This is a genomic window from Cetobacterium sp. (genome assembly GCF_977044495.1).
This window is the reverse complement of record NZ_CDRRQU010000003.1, coordinates 52,811-69,006: the sequence shown is the minus strand read 5'-3', so window position 1 is coordinate 69,006 and position 16,196 is coordinate 52,811. Positions and strand designations below refer to the sequence as shown.

The window sequence follows — 16,196 nt, the reverse complement described above, 5'->3', positions numbered from 1 at the left end:
TGGATGGACTTAATTGTCCATCCATTTTTGCTTAATAGACTATACTCATTTGAGAAATTAAAGAGGAACTTCTCCATTATCATCCCAACACTCTACACCAGTGGAGTTAGAAAGAACATTTTTGGTGAAAACTGGATTTCTGTTAGCTTTTCTCTCTTTTAAATATTGATGGATACATTCAATAGCTGGAACTCGAAGTTTAGTGATAGCATAGATATTAAAAAGTGCCATGAGTGCCATAAATAAATCTGCCATAGCCCAAACTGAGGGAGCATCTTTGATAGAACCCCAGAAAACCATAGCGAGAGCAACAATCTTAAATGGATTTTCAAGCCATTTTTTTTCGGTATAGGCTATATTGACAATTCCGTAGAAATAGTTTCCGATAACTGATGAGAAAGCAAATAAAAATATACAGGCTATCAAGAAAATTCTACCAAAAGTTCCAAGTTCATGTATCATAGCAGTTTGAGTTAGTTCAATACCTTTGTGAGGTGTATTTCCCAACACTCCAGAGAAAAGAATAATAAAGGCTGTAGCAGAACAGATGGCTAGTGTAGTTACATAAACTCCTAAAGTTTGAACTAATCCCTGTTTAAATGGATGATCAGTGGAAGCACTGGCACCAGCATTTGGAGTAGAACCCATACCCGCCTCATTTGAGAAAAGACCTCTTTTGATACCTTCCATGACAATAATTCCAAGAACTCCACCACCAGCAGCAGCGGGATCAAAAGCATTTGTCATAATCAATGAAAATACTTTAGGAAGAGCTGAGATGTTTTTTAGAACTATAAAAAGAGCAACAACCAAATAAAATACACCCATAATAGGAACAATAATCTCTGAAACTTTTGCTATTCTATGAGCTCCACCTAAAATAATAAGAGCTGTTAATACGGTTAAAACGATAGCTCCATAAAATTGATCAATGCCGTAAGCATGTTGAAAAGCTACTGTAATTGTGTTAGCTTGAACGGCATTAAAAATAAAGCCGTACGTAATTGTAATCAGAATAGAAAATGCTACACCAAGATATTTTTTATTCATACCCAATTCCATATAATATGCTGGTCCTCCAACAAATATACCATCCTCTTTTTTCTTATATATTTGAGCTAAAGTATTTTCTACCAGACTTAGACTACCAGCGACCAAAGCTAAAATCCACATCCAAAATATAGAACCCGGACCACCGACTGATATAGCAAGAGCAACCCCCGCTAAACTTCCGGTTCCAACTTTAGAGCCGGCACTAATACAGAATGCTTGAAATGGTGAAACTCCTTTTCCATTGCCTTTTTCAAACATAACTCTAAACATCTCTTTGATTTCGGTTATATTTGCAAATTTTAATTTAAAAGTAAAATATAATCCGGAGATAATAAGAACTGCAATCAAAACATAAGACCATAAAATGTTGTTAAGTGTGTTAATAATATACATTGTTCCTCCTCGTATAATGTGTAATAGATTGTGTGTGTTTAAAATATTCTACATTTAAGTTCGTTACAAAGATCTTCTAAGAGGCAGACACCAGCTATCGGGTTTCCTTTTTGATCAAGAGCGGGGGAATAAATACCAATTCCCATTTTGTGTGGAACAACAGAAACAATTCCTCCTCCAACTCCACTCTTTGATGGTAGACCGACTCTTACGGCAAACTCCCCAGAGTTGTCATACATTCCACACGTAACCATAAGCGTTTTTACAATTCGGCTGACTCTGTTTGAGACGACTTGTTCACCACTACTGGTTTGTCCTTCATTAGCTAGAAAAAGACCAAGTTTGGCAATTGTTTTAGTGGTTACATCAATAGAGCATTGTTTGAAGTAAACCTCTAAAGCTTCCTCCACATTTCCTACAATAATCCCTTCGGATTTTAAGTAATACCCAATAGCTCTGTTTTTATTACCCGTCTCAGATTCACTTAGATAAACTTTGGAGTTTAGTTCAAGAGAAGGGTCTTCCGTTATTTTTTTAAAAAATTCAAGAAGTCGGTTGAATTTATCTTTTGCGTCGTTACCTTTAATCATTGAAGATACAACGATAGCTCCAGCGTTAATCATAGGATTATATGGTTTTCTTCTACTGGAGGTCTCCAATTTTCTGATAGAATTGAATGGGTCCCCGCTTGGGTCCATACCTACTTTAGAAAAAACATACTCTTCTCCATTATCTAAGATAGCGAGCATAAGAGCAACTACTTTAGAGATACTTTGTACTGTGAATTTGTTATCATAATCTCCAGCAAAATATTCATTCCCCTCATTATCTAAAATATATACTCCAAGATCTTTAGGATTTGTTTTTTCCAATTCAGGGATATAATTTGCTACTTTCCCCAATTCGGTTGTTTTTTTGTGCTTTTTAACCAATTTCTCTAGTAATTCTTGCATTTTTTACCTCCTAAAAGTACTATAACTAGACTTTGTATATAATTATAATACTTTTTATAGTTAGATAAAGTAAAATATATTGTTTCAATGTGAAATTAATTTCTGATTTTTTAATTATATTAAATTTCTAATTTTTATTAAAAGTCTCGAAAAATAAGGGGAATAGGAATTTTAATAAAAAAATATTTGTACAAAAATATGTGAAATTAATATTAAAAAAATAGAAAAACTAAATATAGAAAAAATAAATACTTTATATTGATAGAATAAATTTATTGAAGCAAAAAATAAAAAAAGGATAGTAAAATTAGAGAGGTACTATCCAAAATTTTTAGTTAATAGGGAGATTAGTTTTTTAAAAGGCATTTATCTAAACATAGATTAAGTAGTTCTTTTTGGCACTGCTCCCAAGTTCCAACAATAAAAATTCCATTAGATTCAACTCTCCAAAAATGATTAGAAACTCTTTTAAATCTCATAAAAATCCCTCCTCAGATTTTTCTACATAAATGTATAATAAAAAAATAAAAAAAATAAAAATCTATCTACTGAAATTATACTTTAATGTAGAAAAAAAATCAAATATTTTTTTACATTTTTGTAGAAAAATAGTATAATAAGGAAAAAGAATTAAGAAGGGAGGATAATGTGAAGACTAAATTTGGTAATTATTTAGAAAAAATGATGATGAAAAATAATTATACATTGGAATATATAGCAAAACAAACAGATTCTTCTCTATCTGTGGTAGGACATTATAGAAAAGGAATTAGAATTCCTAAAGATGATTTTGTGGAAAGGTTCATTGAAAAGTTTATAAGAATAGATAAAGAAGCGGATGAAATCAGATATATAGTTGCTTATGATAGAACTCCGGATTTAATAAAAAAAAGATTGGAGAAAAAAGAGGAAGAGATAAAGAGTAAAAAACTGGCAGAGATGATATCTCTACCAGTTTTAGGTAAGGCAGCTGCTGGATTAGGGCACATAAATTTTGAAGACAATACAAGAATAGAGATACTATCTACTATTAAAGATGTAGAGCTACCTAAAAATGCGTTTTTAGTAGAAGTCAGTGGAGATTCCATGTTCCCTACCTTATCAGATGGAGATTTGGCTATAATTGATCCTAATCAGAATCAAATGAGGATGATAGAGGGGAAGGTATGTGTATTTAGTTATCACGATCAAACATATGTTAAACGGCTTAAAATTAATAAAAATGAAGTGAGACTTGTGTCTGACAATAATGACAAAAAGAGATATTCAGATATTGTGATATCTGGCGAAGAGTTAGAGTATTTAAAATGCTATGGAGCTGTTATAGAAAGTAGAAGAAAACACTAGGAATATGGTAATATCCTAGTGTTTTAAATTATATTGCTCTATTTTTCTATATAGAGTTGCAATTCCAATTCCTAAAATTTTGGCAATTTGTTTTTTTCCCTCTGTTGAATCTCCATATTTTTTTAAAAGATTACTTATCATTTCAATCTCTATGCTTTTGAGGCTTCTTTCTTGGGGAGCTTCAGCAGATTTATTTGTGAGCAATTTTTGTGGAAGGTGATTATACGATAAAACTCCGCTTTCACCCATTAAATTAATCATATATTCAATTGTATTTTCAAGTTCTCTCACATTTCCTGGCCATTCGTATTTTTCAAAGATATTTAAAACTTCAGATGAAATACTAGTAAAATTTTTTTTAAAAAGAGTAGCATATTTTTCAGCAAAATGTTCTGCAAAAATAAAGATATCGCCAGTTCTTTTTCTTAGAGGAGGAACTTCGATAGGAACAACATTGAGTCTATAATATAAATCTTTTCTAAACTCCCCTGTCTCCACCAAGTGTTCTAAATTTTGATTTGTTGCAGCGATAATCCGAACATCTACATCAATGAGTTGATTTGATCCAATTCTTATAATCTTTCTTTCCTGTAAAACTCTCAGTAACTTAATTTGCATATATAAAGGCATATCTCCAATTTCATCCAAAAATAGAGTTCCACCATTGGCAAGCTCAAATTTTCCAATCTTTCCTCTGGGATCAGCACCTGTAAAGGACCCTTTCACATAACCAAAAAATTCACTTTCGAGAAGAGCTTCTGGAATAGCTCCACAATTTATTGCTATGAAAGGTTGATTGACTCTATTACTATTCATATGAATGGTTCTGGCAATTATCTCTTTACCTGTTCCACTTTCACCTGTTATTAAAACTGTGGATGGATTTTTTGATATTTTATTAATTCGCTCAAATATCTTTTTCATTGAATCTGAATAGAAAATAAAATCTTTAACAAGAGTTCCTGTGGTTGAATTTGTGACGTGTAGTATTGAGTTGTGGATAGACTTTTTTTCTTTAAAGATCAGTACCTTTTCAAAGGAGGAGAAAGTAAAAATTTCTCCAAAAACATCAAGTTTTTTATCATTATAGATAATAGAATAGGCATTTTTTCCTAGAAAATTGTCGTTTAAAGGTTGGATAAAAAGATTTTCTTGAAGTATTTTAGTATTAAAAAGTTTTATGGCAACCTCATTCATATGAGTCAATTGATAGTTATTATCATATATTAGAATCCCCTCCTCTATCTTATTAAGTATAACTTTTAAAAATTCTTTTTTGGATTCGGCAGATGAACTTTCTAAAAATAGATAGGCTTGAGACGAAATGAAACCGGATATCTGTTTTAAAAAAGTTAAATATTTTTCCTGTTTATCAATAAAATTTAATTTTTGTTGATTATTGAAGCAAATAAGTCCAATAACTCCAACAACTTCATTGTTTAAAAAAATAGGTGTTGAAACTTCCAATTTTTCCTTACAGTTTTCAATAGATGGGCACTTACTACAATGGATACTCTCTTTTGGATTTAAAATTACATATTCTTTTCCAGTTTCTAAAACTTTTTTATAGATATGGGATTCCTCTGTCATAGATCGTCCAATTTTATTTTTAAGCCGACCAGTTCCAGCAATTCTAATAAAATTTTTGTCCATAATTTCAACATCAATTTGAATAATTTGAGAGATAGTTTCAGCAAATTTTTGAATATCTTTTTTTAGATTGTTTAATATCTTTTCCATAAATCACTTCCTTAAAAAATTCTCATAATGATAATTAGGAATATATTTTTTCCGAAAGACCAAGAGATGAAGAATTATCATTATGATAATATTTATCATAATGATAATATAACATAAAAATATTTCTTTTTAAAAATATAAAAAATATATACGTAATGTTCAAGAATAACATTTATGACTCGAATATAGTGTTTTTAAAATTTTGTTTTGGAATGGAAATTGCTTATTATAACATACGGAGACAAAAATTGACAAGGAGTGAGACATGAAAAATAGAATTAAATATACTTTTAATGAGATTGAAAAGGGAGAAAACTATGAAAGTTGCTTAAATATTTTAACTGAAGAAGAGGTAGTAAAAGCAAAGAACTTTCATAGTAGTTTTCCACAATATAAAGAAACACCACTAGCTAAATTAGATAATATAGCTAAAAGTATAGGACTCGATAGAATATTTGTAAAGGATGAATCATATAGATTTGGATTAAATGCATTTAAGGTCTTAGGTGGATCATTTGCTATGGCAAAATTTTTAGCTTCAAGATTAGATGAGGATATATCTAACCTAGGTTATGAAAGGTTAATTTCTAAAGATATAAAAGAAAAGTTAGGAGATGTAACATTTTATACAGCAACAGATGGAAACCATGGAAGAGGTGTTGCTTGGACAGCTAATAAATTAAATCAAAAATCTGTTGTGTATATGCCTTTTGGATCATCTGTAACAAGACTTGAAAACATTAGAAAAGAGGGAGCAGAAGCTTCAATAACAGATATGAATTATGATGATGCAGTAAGACTTGCAGCAAGAAATGCAAAAGAAACAAATGGAGTTGTAGTTCAAGATACAGCGTGGGAAGGATATGAAGAGATTCCAGCGTGGATTATGCAAGGATATGGAACTATGGCTTTAGAAGCTATTGAACAATTAAAAGGTTATGGGATAGATAGACCAACACATATATTTGTTCAAGCTGGAGTGGGGTCCTTAGCTGGTGCAGTTCAAGGAGTATTTGCCTCTATATATGGAAAGAATTGTCCGATTACAGTTATAGCTGAATCAGATTTAGCAGATTGTTTATATAAGTCAGCTTTAGCAAAGGATGGAAAACCAAGATTTGTGGGTGGAGCTATGCAAACAATAATGGCTGGATTAGCGTGTGGAGAACCAAATACAATAGGATGGGAGATTTTAAGAAATCATAGCACGGCATTTTTATCATGTCCGGACTGGAGTGCGGCAAATGGGATGAGAATATTAGGAAATCCTTTAGATGGAGATGAAAGAGTAAAATCTGGAGAATCAGGGGCTGTAACTATGGGAGTTCTCTATGAAATTATGACAAATGATGAATACAAAGAGCTAAGAGATAGATTAAAACTTAATAAAGATTCAAAAGTATTGTTGTTTAGTACAGAGGGAGATACAGATCCAAAGAGATATAGAGATATAGTTTGGTTTGGTGAATGTACAAAATAGTTAAATTTAAAATAAAGGTTTTAGGAGGAAAAAATGTTTTCTAAGGAGAGAGAAAATAAAGTTGTAGAGTTATGTCAAGAGTTAATAAAAGCACCAAGCTATTCAGGAAAAGAGGGAGAAGTAGTTGAAGTAATAAAAAAAGCTTTTGATAGACTTGGATTTGATGAATATTTTGTAGATGAGTATGGAAATATAGTTGGAAAAATTAAAGGTAAAAAATCAGGTAAAAAAATATTATTTGATGGACATATAGATACGGTACCAGTTCCGGATAAAAGTAAATGGACCTTTGATCCTTTTGGTGGAACTATATCTGATGGAAAAATATACGGTAGAGGAACATCAGATATGAAGGGACAAGTTGGAGCCATGATATCAGCGTGTGCTTATTTTGCCAAAGATTGTAATAAAGATTTCGAAGGGGAAATATATGTAGCCGGAGTTGTCCATGAGGAGTGTTTTGAGGGAATTGCAGCAAGAAAAATAAGTGAAGCAGTAAAACCGGATTATGTTGTAATTGGAGAGTGTTCAGAACTTAACTTGAAAATAGGTCAAAGAGGAAGAGGAGAAATAGTTGTAGAAACATTTGGAAAACCAGCACACTCAGCAAATCCAGACAAAGGAATAAATGCAGTTTATAAAATGGCTACAGTAGTTCAAGAGATAAATAAATTGGAACCACCAGTGCATTCCGTTTTAGGGAAAGGGATTTTAGAACTTGTAGATATAAAGTCAGCACCATATCCGGGAGCTTCAGTGGTACCTGAGTATTGTAGAGCTACTTATGATAGAAGGCTTTTAGTTGGAGAAACAATGGAAAGTGTAATAAAATCATTGCAAGAGTTAGCACAAAAACTTATGGAAAATGATCCGCAAATGAAGATAAAAGTATCATATTCCGTTGGCAAAGAGAGATGTTACACAGGGAATACAATAGAGGGAGAAAGATTTTTCCCAGGGTGGTTATATGAGAAAGATGATGAATTTACAAAAATAGCTTATGAGGGATTAAAATCAGTAGGATTAACCCCTGAAATAACACAATATTCATTCTGTACAAATGGTTCTCACTATGCAGGAGAAGCGAAAATACCAACAGTAGGTTTTGGTCCATCAAGAGAAAACTTAGCTCATACAATAGACGAGCACATAGAGGTTGAGCAATTAATAAAGGGAACAGAAGGTTATTATGGAATTTTAAAATCTCTTTACCAAAAATAGAGAAAAGGAGAGCTTATGAAAATATTAATAAAAAATGGGTTGATTGTAAATGGAAATAATACAATACCATTTTTAGGTGACGTATTAATTGAAAATAATGTAATAAAATCAGTAGGTAAAATAGATGAAGAGAGTGATAAGACTATTGATGCAACTGGAAAAATAGTTTGTCCGGGGTTTATAGATACTCATAGTCATTCTGACTTGATGATTTTAGTAAATCCATATAATGAAATAAAAATAAGACAGGGGATAACAACGGAGGTTCTTGGACAAGATGGAATTTCAATGGCACCATTGCCTAAAAAATATATAAGCTCTTGGAGAAAAAATATTGCAGGACTAGATGGAGAATCAGATGAAATTAATTGGGAATATGAAACTACTGATAACTATTTAAAAATGATGGAAAAAAATGGGGTTGGATTGAATGAAGCATATTTAGTTCCTCATGGAAATATAAGAATGGAAGCTATGGGATTAGACGGGCGTCCAGCTACAGATGAAGAGATTGAGAAAATGTGTGAAATAACAAGAAGAGAGATGGAAGCTGGGGCATTTGGACTATCGACAGGGCTTATATATATACCATGTGCTTATTCAGAAACAAAAGAGATTATTGAAATGTGTAAGGTAGTTGCTGAGTTTGATGGAGTGTTTGTGGTTCATCAAAGAAGCGAAGCGGATACGATAGTTAATTCTATGAGAGAGGTTATAGAGATAGGAAAAAAATCTGGAGTAAAAATACATTTTTCCCATTTTAAAGTTTGTGGAAAAAATAATTGGAAATATTTAGATGAGATGCTAGATTTGCTAGAAGAAGCTAAAAAAGAGGGAATAGAGGTATCATTTGACCAATATCCTTATGCGGCAGGAAGTACAATGTTAGGAGTGATTCTACCTCCTTGGGCTCATGCTGGTGGAACAGATGAATTGATGAAAAGACTTGAGGACGAAAGTTGTAGAAATAAAATGATTCATGATATGGAGAATGGTATTCCGGGATGGGATAACTTTGTGGAATTTGCAGGGTTAGATCAAATATTTGTAACATCAGTAAAAACTGAAAAAAATAGTGATTTGATTGGAAAAAATCTTTTGGAGATTGGAAAAGTTAGAGGAAAAGATCCATATAATGCAACTTTTGATCTTTTGTTAGAAGAGGAAAATGCCGTGGGAATGGTCGATTTCTATGGACTAGAAGAACATGTTATTAAAATTTTAAAAAGACCAGAGCAAAATGTTTGTACAGATGGACTTTTAACTGGAAAACCCCATCCAAGAGCTTACGGTTCGTTTCCGAGAGTTTTAGGAAGATATGTTAGAGAGCAGAAGATCTTAGCAATAGAGGAGGCTATTTTTAAAATGACAAAAAAAGCTGCTAAATCTTTTGGGATAAAAAATAGAGGAGTCGTAGAAGAGGGGTATTTTGCAGACATTTTAGTTGTAGATTTAGAGAGGGTAATTGATAAGGGAACATATGTGGACCCAATACAATATCCTAAGGGAATAGACTATGTTTTAATAAACGGAGATATTGTACTGGAAAATGGTAATTACAATAAAGTTCTTGCAGGAGAGGTTATTAGAAAAAAATAGAGGTGGTTTTATGTTAATTGGAAATGGAAGAGTAATTACCCACGATAAAGAATATCCATATTTTGAAAATGGAGGAGTTTTAATAAAAGATGGAAAAATACTAGAAGTTGGAAAAAGTGATATTTTAAAAAATAAATATCCCAATGAAGAGTTTATTGATGCTGAAAGTAATCTAATTATGCCGGGTTTTATTAATACACACCACCATATTTATAGTGCTTTTGCTAGAGGGATGAAATCCTCTGGCAAAACACCTAAAGATTTTCAAGAAATCTTAGAAAATCTTTGGTGGAAAGTAGATAAAAAATTAAACCACGAAGATATTAAATATAGTGCATTGACAACATACATAGATTCCATAAAAAATGGTGTAACAACTGTATTTGATCATCATGCTGGTCCAAACTCTATAAGCGGGAGTTTAGATGTTATAGAAGAAGCTGCAAAGCAAGTGGGAATTAGAAGTTGTTTATGTTATGAGGTCTCAGATAGAGATGGTTTAGAGATTGCCGAAGAGGGAATCAATGAAAATATAAGATTTATAAAGAAGTGTCAAAGAGAACAAGGAAATATGATAAAAGGAATGTTTGGACTCCATGCTTCATTTACATTGAGTGATGAAACTTTGAAAAAATGTCAAAACTCTATAGATGGATTGGATGTCGGATATCATGTTCATATAGCTGAAGGTATAGGTGATTTGAACGACTCGTTAGAGAAGTATGGGGAAAGAGTTGTTGAGAGACTTTCAAAATTTGGTATTTTAGGTGAGAAAACAATAGGAGTCCATTGTATCTACATCAATGAAAAAGAGATGGAGATTCTAAAAAATACAAAAACAAATGTGGTTCATAATCCAGAATCTAATATGGGAAATGCTGTGGGATGCTCTCCAGTGTTAGAGATGTATTCGAAAGGAATACATTTAGGATTGGGAACTGATGGATATACAAGTGATATGCTTGAATCTTTAAAAGTTGGAAATATGATTCATAAGCATGAAAAGCGAGATCCATCAGTTGCTTGGCTAGAATTACCGACAATGCTTTTTGAAAATAATAGAAAAATAGCAGAAAAATATTTTCAAGAACCAATGGGAATTTTAAAAAGTGGAGCAGTAGCAGATATTATTATTGTAAATTACAATCCTTTGACAGAGATAGATGAAGAAAATTATAATAGTCATCTTATATTTGGAGTTATGGGAAGAGATGTTGTAACAACAATTATAGATGGTCAGGTAGTTATGAAAGATAGAAGAATATTGACATTAGATGAGAAAGAGGTTTTTAAAAATTCAAGAATGGTTTCAAAAAAAATGTGGTTAAGAGAATAAGAGTCTAAAAACGGAGGAAAAATGGGTGTTAAAATTATGGAATTAGATAAAGAGGTTGTTGAAGAGGTTCATCAGAAATTAAGGGTAAAAGATATGTTTTTATTGGGAATTCAGCATGTTGCTGCAATGTGTGCAGGAGCTATAGCTGTTCCTATGATTTTGGGAGAGAGTTTAGGACTAGGTCAAGAAGAGATAAACACTTTAGTGAGTGCAACACTTATGATGGCTGGGCTTGGAACATTTATTCAAACCTTAGATATACATGGAAAGGTAGGAGCAAAACTACCAATAGTTGAAGGAGTGAGTTTTGCAGGGGTTTCAGCTTTAGTTGCTGTAGGATTGAGTTATAGAGGTACGGATCCAATTTTTGGTTTACAGGTTATGTTTGGAGCGACAATAGTATCTGGAATTTTTGCATTTCTAGTAGCACCAATGTTTGGGAAGCTTCTAAAATATTTTCCACCACTGGTGTCAGGAGTTGTTGTGGCATCAATGGGATTGTCACTAATTCCAGTAGCTTTGAGATGGATAGCTGGAAATCCTAAAAATTCAAGTTATCTAAGTATTAAAAATATAATTTTAGCGTTGATAACAGTGGTAATAATATTGGGTATTCAAAAATTATCAAAAGGATTTTTAGGAAATATTGCAATTCTTTTGGGTATTTTTTTAGGAACGTTGGTAGCGATTCCAATGGGATTAAGTGATTTTTCCAGCATAAATGAAGCTACAGCTTTCACAATAAATACACCACTGCAATTTGGATTTCCAAAATTTGAATTAACAGCTATCTTATCATTATTTTTAGTTCAATTAGTGATAATGACAGATGCTACGGGGAATCAGATAAACCTGTCTGATATATGCTCTGTAGAACCTAATCAGGAAAAAATTGTGGCTGGTTTAAGAGGACATGGTTTAACAAGTATTATATCTGGATTTTTTAATAGTTTCCCTCACTCCCTATTTGGTCAAAATGTGGGAATAGCTGCAATGACAGGGGTAAAAAGCAGGTTTGTTGGAACCGCGGCTGGAGCAATTCTGTTGGTTGTTAGTTTCTTTCCTAAGTTAATAGCAGTTTTAACATCAATTCCCTTACCTGTACTAGGTGGAGCAGGAATAATAATGTTTGGGATAGTTGCGGCTAACGGTATAAAAAGGTTAGGGGCAATAAGTTATGATGGAAATAAAAATCTTGTAATAGTAGCTACAAGTTTGGGTATGGCATTATCTCCAATAGCAGCACCGCAACTATTTACTAATTTTCCTCAATGGGGAAAAATTTTATTTCAAAGTCCAGTGACTTTGGGGGCATTAACGGTCTTAATTTTAAATATTGTATTCAATGAGCTTAATAAAAAATAGATTTTGGGAGGAAAAAATGGCTAATATAAGAGTGAATTTTGCAGGACTAGAGTATGAGAATCCAGTGATAGTGGCAGCGGGACCACCATCAAAAGATGCTGAAGCTATAAAAGAAGCAATAGAAGGGGGAGCAGCAGGGGTAGTTGCCAAGACAATCTCCAGTAAAGCAGCGGAAATTCCAAAACCTTGCATGTATGATTTTAAAGGACATCATTTTTTAAATACGGAGTTGTGGTCAGAATTATCTCCAGAGCACTGGGTAGAGCAGGAATATGAAAAATGTAAAATTGCAGGTGAGCCACTTATAATAGGTCTTGGATATGTGAAAGAGGATATAAAAAAACTGATACCTATGGTTGATAAATTTGCAGATGCCTATGAAATTTCAAGTCACTATGTAGGAAGGGATTTAACACCCATGTTAAATACTTTAAAAATGGCAAAAATGCTAACAAAAAAGCCAGTGTTTATGAAAGTATCACCAGGGGTTGAAAATTTAGGAGATGTAGCTAGAGCATTAGAGACTGCAGGTGCAGATGGACTGGTTGCAATAAACTCTGTGGGACCTTGCTTATCAATCGATTTAGAAACTGGAAAACCACATATGGGAAGTAAAAGCGGATATGGATGGATGTCAGGAGCGGCGATAAAACCAATAGCTATGAGAGTGGTATATGAACTTGCGCAAGCGGTAAAAATCCCAATTTTTGCGGTGGGAGGAGTTACAAAGGGAGAGGATGTAATAGAATATATAATGGCTGGTGCAACAGCTGTTCAAGTTTGTACTCAAGGGATAATAGAGGGACCTAAAGCTTTTGGTAGAATCGCTAAGGAAACTAGTAACTGGCTAGATGCTCATGGATATAGTTCATTGGATGAAATAAGAGGGATAACAATAAAGCATATGGAAAATATTAAAGAGAATAACTATATGACAGTTCCGCCAAAAGTTGAGTTAGACAAGTGTATAGGATGTGGAATTTGCAAAATAGTTTGTGGTTATAAAGCTATTGAGATAGAAAATAAGAAGGCAGTTATAGATATAGAGAGATGCTTTGGATGTGGAGTTTGTGTATCAAAATGTCCTACAAAAGCGTTGTCAATACCAAGATAGAATAGGAGGACTCTATGTTTAGAATAACTATAAATGGGAAACTTGTAGAGACAGAAAAAAATATAAATCTATTAGATTTTTTAAGAGATGATATGGATTTTATAGCAGTAAAAAATGGATGCGGAGAGGGAGCTTGTGGTGCTTGTATGGTTCTTGTTGATGGGAAACCATTTAGAGCGTGTTTACTTACAACGGAGAAAGTGGCAGGAAAGAATGTATTTACGGTAGAGGGATTGACAGAGTACGAAAGGGATGTATTTGCATATGCCTTTTCAAACGAAGGAGCGGTTCAATGTGGTTTTTGTATCCCCGGTATGGTAGTCAGTGCGAAAGGTGTATTTTTAAAAACTTTAGAACCAACTAAAGAGGAGATAAAATTAGCATTACGTGGAAATATTTGTAGGTGTACAGGGTATGTAAAAATAATAAAAGCTATACAAGAAGCCGCAAGAATTTTTAGAAATGGAGAAGTTGTACCCAAAGTAAAATGTAAGGGGTTAGTTGGAGAAAATACTTTTAGAGTTGATGCCAAAGAAAAAACATTGGGTGTTGGAAAATATGCAGAGGATATAAAAGTTTCTAAAATGATATTTGGGGGAGCAGTGAGAACAGCTCATCCAAGAGCTTTAATAAAAAAAATAGATACAAGTGAAGTAAAAAAATTGGATGGCGTTGTGGGAGTCGTAACGGCAAAAGAAGTTCCGGGGTATCGGAATATAGGACATCTATCTTTTATATCAGATTGGGACGCTTTGATAGACGAAGGTGAAATAACTAGGTATATGGGAGATGCTTTGGTTTTAATAGGAGCAAAATCTAAAGAGATTTTAAAAAAAGCTAAAGATTTAGTAAAAGTTGAATATGAAGTATTAGAACCATTAGTTAATCCTGAGGAGGCTTTAGAAGAGGATGCTCCAAAAATATATAAAAAGGGAAATCTATTATTTAAACAAGTTTTAAAAAGAGGAGATATAGATAAGGCTATACAAGAAGCCAAGTATGTTTTGTAACAAATACATATCATACTCCATATACAGAACACGCTTACTTAGAACCAGAGAGTGCCACAGCTATACCCAAAGAAAATGGTATAAAAATAATGACAAGTTCTCAAAGTGTCTATGATGAGCAAAGAGAAATTTCAAGGCTTTTAGGATTGGAACCTTCTCAAGTTGAAGTGGAGAGCACTTATGTAGGAGGTGGATTTGGTGGAAAAGAGGATATGTCTGTTCAGCATCACGCAGCTCTTTTAGCTTGGAACTTGAAAGTTCCAGTTCAATTTACATTGACTAGGCAAGAGAGTTTGGTGGTGAGTACTAAGCGACATCCAATGAAAATAGAGATGACGACAGCGTGTGATGAATATGGAAAACTTTTGGGAATGAAAGCCAAAATTTTAGCAGATACGGGAGCTTATGCTTCTTTAGGAGGACCTGTACTTCAAAGAGCGTGTACTCATGCAGCAGGACCATATAACTATCACAATATAGATATAGAGGGGATAGCGGTGTATACTAACAATCCGATTGGTGGTGCATTTAGGGGATTTGGAGTAACTCAATCAGCATTTGCTACTGAAAGTAATCTAAATAAGTTAGCAGAGATGGTTGGAATTTCACCTTTTGAAATACGTTATAGAAATGCTATAGAACCGGGTATGATTTTACCAAATGGACAGATTGCAGATTCAGGGACAGCTTTGAAAGAAACTTTATTAGCGGTTAAAGATGTCTATGAAAATAATAGGTTAGTTGGTATAGCCTGTGCGTTTAAAAATGCTGGAATAGGAGTAGGATTACCCGATATCGGTAGATGTTTGATTTCAATAGAAGATGGAAAAGCTCATATAAGAACAAGTGCGGCTTGCATAGGACAAGGAATGGGGACTGTTGCCTTACAGATGGTTTGTGAAGCCACAGGATTGTTGCCAAAGGATATAGTTGTAGAAATGCCTAGCACGAGTAGAACTCCAAACTCTGGAACTACTACTGCTTCAAGACAAACAGTTTTTACAGGAGAAGCAACGAAAAGAGCTGCATTGAAATTAAAAGATGCTTTGGAAAATAAATCTTTAAAACAATTGGAAGGTCAGGAGTTTTTAGGGGAATATTCTGGAATAACAGACCCAATGAATTCTGAAAAAGAGCATCCAGAAAGTCATGTAGCTTATGGATATGCAACTCAAGTTGTTGTTTTGGGGGAGGATGGAAAGGTAAAAAAAGTCGTTGCGGCACATGATGTTGGAAGAGCAATAAATCCTAAAAATGTGGAGGGGCAAATTGAAGGTGGAGTAGTGATGGGTTTAGGTTACGCTTTAACTGAAGATTTAAAAGTAGAGAAAGGAGTTATAAAATCAAAGTTTGGAACAATTGGTCTTTTAAGATCAACAGATATTCCAGAAATTGAACCTATAATTATAGAGAAAAATAAAGAGGAACTGGCCTATGGGGCTAAGGGGGTTGGAGAGATTGTTGTAATACCAACAGCACCTGCAGTTCAAGGAGCATATTACAAATATGATGGAAAGCTTAGAACATCATTGCCACTGAAGGAAACAGCTTATAAAAAGTAGAGGGAGAGGATTTTACTTCTCTC

The 16,196-nt window shown here is 33.3% G+C and carries 12 protein-coding genes and 1 pseudogene; 9 read left to right on the top strand and 4 right to left on the bottom strand.

Annotated elements, in window-relative coordinates; genetic code table 11:
- Nucleotides 1-57: 57 nt before the first annotated feature.
- The 3 genes from ACWI69_RS01360 to ACWI69_RS01350 all read right to left on the bottom strand — a co-directional run bounded on the left by ACWI69_RS01360 (nucleotide 58) and on the right by ACWI69_RS01350 (nucleotide 2,878).
- Nucleotides 58-1,446 (bottom strand): alanine/glycine:cation symporter family protein, encoded by a 1,389-nt coding sequence (locus tag ACWI69_RS01360; RefSeq protein ID WP_448820071.1) that lies wholly within the window; start codon nucleotides 1,444-1,446, stop codon nucleotides 58-60.
- Nucleotides 1,447-1,484: 38 nt separating this feature from the next.
- Entirely contained in the window at nucleotides 1,485-2,399 is a 915-nt protein-coding gene (gene glsA / locus ACWI69_RS01355; RefSeq protein WP_448820070.1) for a glutaminase A, read from the bottom strand.
- A gap of 347 nt (nucleotides 2,400-2,746) precedes the next feature.
- The gene (locus ACWI69_RS01350; RefSeq protein ID WP_448820069.1) at nucleotides 2,747-2,878 is read right to left on the bottom strand and encodes a hypothetical protein; all 132 of its coding nucleotides are present in this window, start codon (nucleotides 2,876-2,878) and stop codon (nucleotides 2,747-2,749) included.
- 169 nt (nucleotides 2,879-3,047) lie between these two features.
- On the opposite strand from ACWI69_RS01350, the gene ACWI69_RS01345 reads away from it, so the two are divergent.
- Nucleotides 3,048-3,746 carry a LexA family transcriptional regulator gene (locus tag ACWI69_RS01345; RefSeq protein WP_448820068.1) on the top strand — a complete coding sequence of 233 codons (699 nt, stop codon included), beginning with the start codon at nucleotides 3,048-3,050 and terminating at the stop codon, nucleotides 3,744-3,746.
- A 15-nt stretch (nucleotides 3,747-3,761) separates the two neighbouring features.
- On the opposite strand, the gene ACWI69_RS01340 is transcribed toward ACWI69_RS01345, so the two are convergent.
- Complete coding sequence (locus ACWI69_RS01340; RefSeq protein WP_448820067.1) at nucleotides 3,762-5,486, bottom strand: sigma 54-interacting transcriptional regulator; 1,725 nt, start codon at nucleotides 5,484-5,486, stop codon at nucleotides 3,762-3,764.
- A gap of 265 nt (nucleotides 5,487-5,751) precedes the next feature.
- On the opposite strand from ACWI69_RS01340, the gene dpaL reads away from it, so the two are divergent.
- The 8 genes and pseudogenes from dpaL to xdh form a co-directional block, all read left to right on the top strand.
- On the top strand, nucleotides 5,752-6,966 hold the full coding sequence (gene dpaL, locus ACWI69_RS01335; protein ID WP_448820066.1) for a diaminopropionate ammonia-lyase: 1,215 nt from the start codon (nucleotides 5,752-5,754) through the stop codon (nucleotides 6,964-6,966).
- 33 nt (nucleotides 6,967-6,999) lie between these two features.
- Nucleotides 7,000-8,187 carry a YgeY family selenium metabolism-linked hydrolase gene (locus ACWI69_RS01330; protein ID WP_448820065.1) on the top strand — a complete coding sequence of 396 codons (1,188 nt, stop codon included), beginning with the start codon at nucleotides 7,000-7,002 and terminating at the stop codon, nucleotides 8,185-8,187.
- Between the two features lie 15 nt (nucleotides 8,188-8,202).
- On the top strand, nucleotides 8,203-9,786 hold the full coding sequence (locus tag ACWI69_RS01325; RefSeq protein ID WP_448820064.1) for an N-acyl-D-amino-acid deacylase family protein: 1,584 nt from the start codon (nucleotides 8,203-8,205) through the stop codon (nucleotides 9,784-9,786).
- Between the two features lie 10 nt (nucleotides 9,787-9,796).
- Nucleotides 9,797-11,122: a putative aminohydrolase SsnA gene (gene ssnA / locus ACWI69_RS01320; protein ID WP_448820063.1), complete on the top strand. Its 1,326-nt coding sequence runs from the start codon at nucleotides 9,797-9,799 to the stop codon at nucleotides 11,120-11,122.
- Between the two features lie 21 nt (nucleotides 11,123-11,143).
- Complete coding sequence (locus ACWI69_RS01315; protein ID WP_448820062.1) at nucleotides 11,144-12,487, top strand: nucleobase:cation symporter-2 family protein; 1,344 nt, start codon at nucleotides 11,144-11,146, stop codon at nucleotides 12,485-12,487.
- Nucleotides 12,488-12,503: 16 nt separating this feature from the next.
- Complete coding sequence (locus ACWI69_RS01310; protein ID WP_448820061.1) at nucleotides 12,504-13,601, top strand: 4Fe-4S binding protein; 1,098 nt, start codon at nucleotides 12,504-12,506, stop codon at nucleotides 13,599-13,601.
- A 14-nt stretch (nucleotides 13,602-13,615) separates the two neighbouring features.
- Nucleotides 13,616-14,611 carry a 2Fe-2S iron-sulfur cluster-binding protein gene (locus ACWI69_RS01305; RefSeq protein ID WP_448820060.1) on the top strand — a complete coding sequence of 332 codons (996 nt, stop codon included), beginning with the start codon at nucleotides 13,616-13,618 and terminating at the stop codon, nucleotides 14,609-14,611.
- A gap of 41 nt (nucleotides 14,612-14,652) precedes the next feature.
- Nucleotides 14,653-16,173 (top strand): annotated as a pseudogene (gene xdh / locus ACWI69_RS01300) (selenium-dependent xanthine dehydrogenase); the annotation flags it as partial.
- Nucleotides 16,174-16,196 lie beyond the last annotated feature (23 nt).

Coding starts and splice junctions, on each gene's coding strand:
- ACWI69_RS01360 (WP_448820071.1), bottom strand. CDS start 1,446: ATGTATATTATTAACACACTTAACAACATTTTATGGTCTTATGTTTTG.
- glsA (WP_448820070.1), bottom strand. CDS start 2,399: ATGCAAGAATTACTAGAGAAATTGGTTAAAAAGCACAAAAAAACAACC.
- ACWI69_RS01350 (WP_448820069.1), bottom strand. CDS start 2,878: ATGAGATTTAAAAGAGTTTCTAATCATTTTTGGAGAGTTGAATCTAAT.
- ACWI69_RS01340 (WP_448820067.1), bottom strand. CDS start 5,486: ATGGAAAAGATATTAAACAATCTAAAAAAAGATATTCAAAAATTTGCT.
- dpaL (WP_448820066.1), top strand. CDS start 5,752: ATGAAAAATAGAATTAAATATACTTTTAATGAGATTGAAAAGGGAGAA.
- ACWI69_RS01330 (WP_448820065.1), top strand. CDS start 7,000: ATGTTTTCTAAGGAGAGAGAAAATAAAGTTGTAGAGTTATGTCAAGAG.
- ACWI69_RS01325 (WP_448820064.1), top strand. CDS start 8,203: ATGAAAATATTAATAAAAAATGGGTTGATTGTAAATGGAAATAATACA.
- ssnA (WP_448820063.1), top strand. CDS start 9,797: ATGTTAATTGGAAATGGAAGAGTAATTACCCACGATAAAGAATATCCA.
- ACWI69_RS01315 (WP_448820062.1), top strand. CDS start 11,144: ATGGGTGTTAAAATTATGGAATTAGATAAAGAGGTTGTTGAAGAGGTT.
- ACWI69_RS01310 (WP_448820061.1), top strand. CDS start 12,504: ATGGCTAATATAAGAGTGAATTTTGCAGGACTAGAGTATGAGAATCCA.
- ACWI69_RS01305 (WP_448820060.1), top strand. CDS start 13,616: ATGTTTAGAATAACTATAAATGGGAAACTTGTAGAGACAGAAAAAAAT.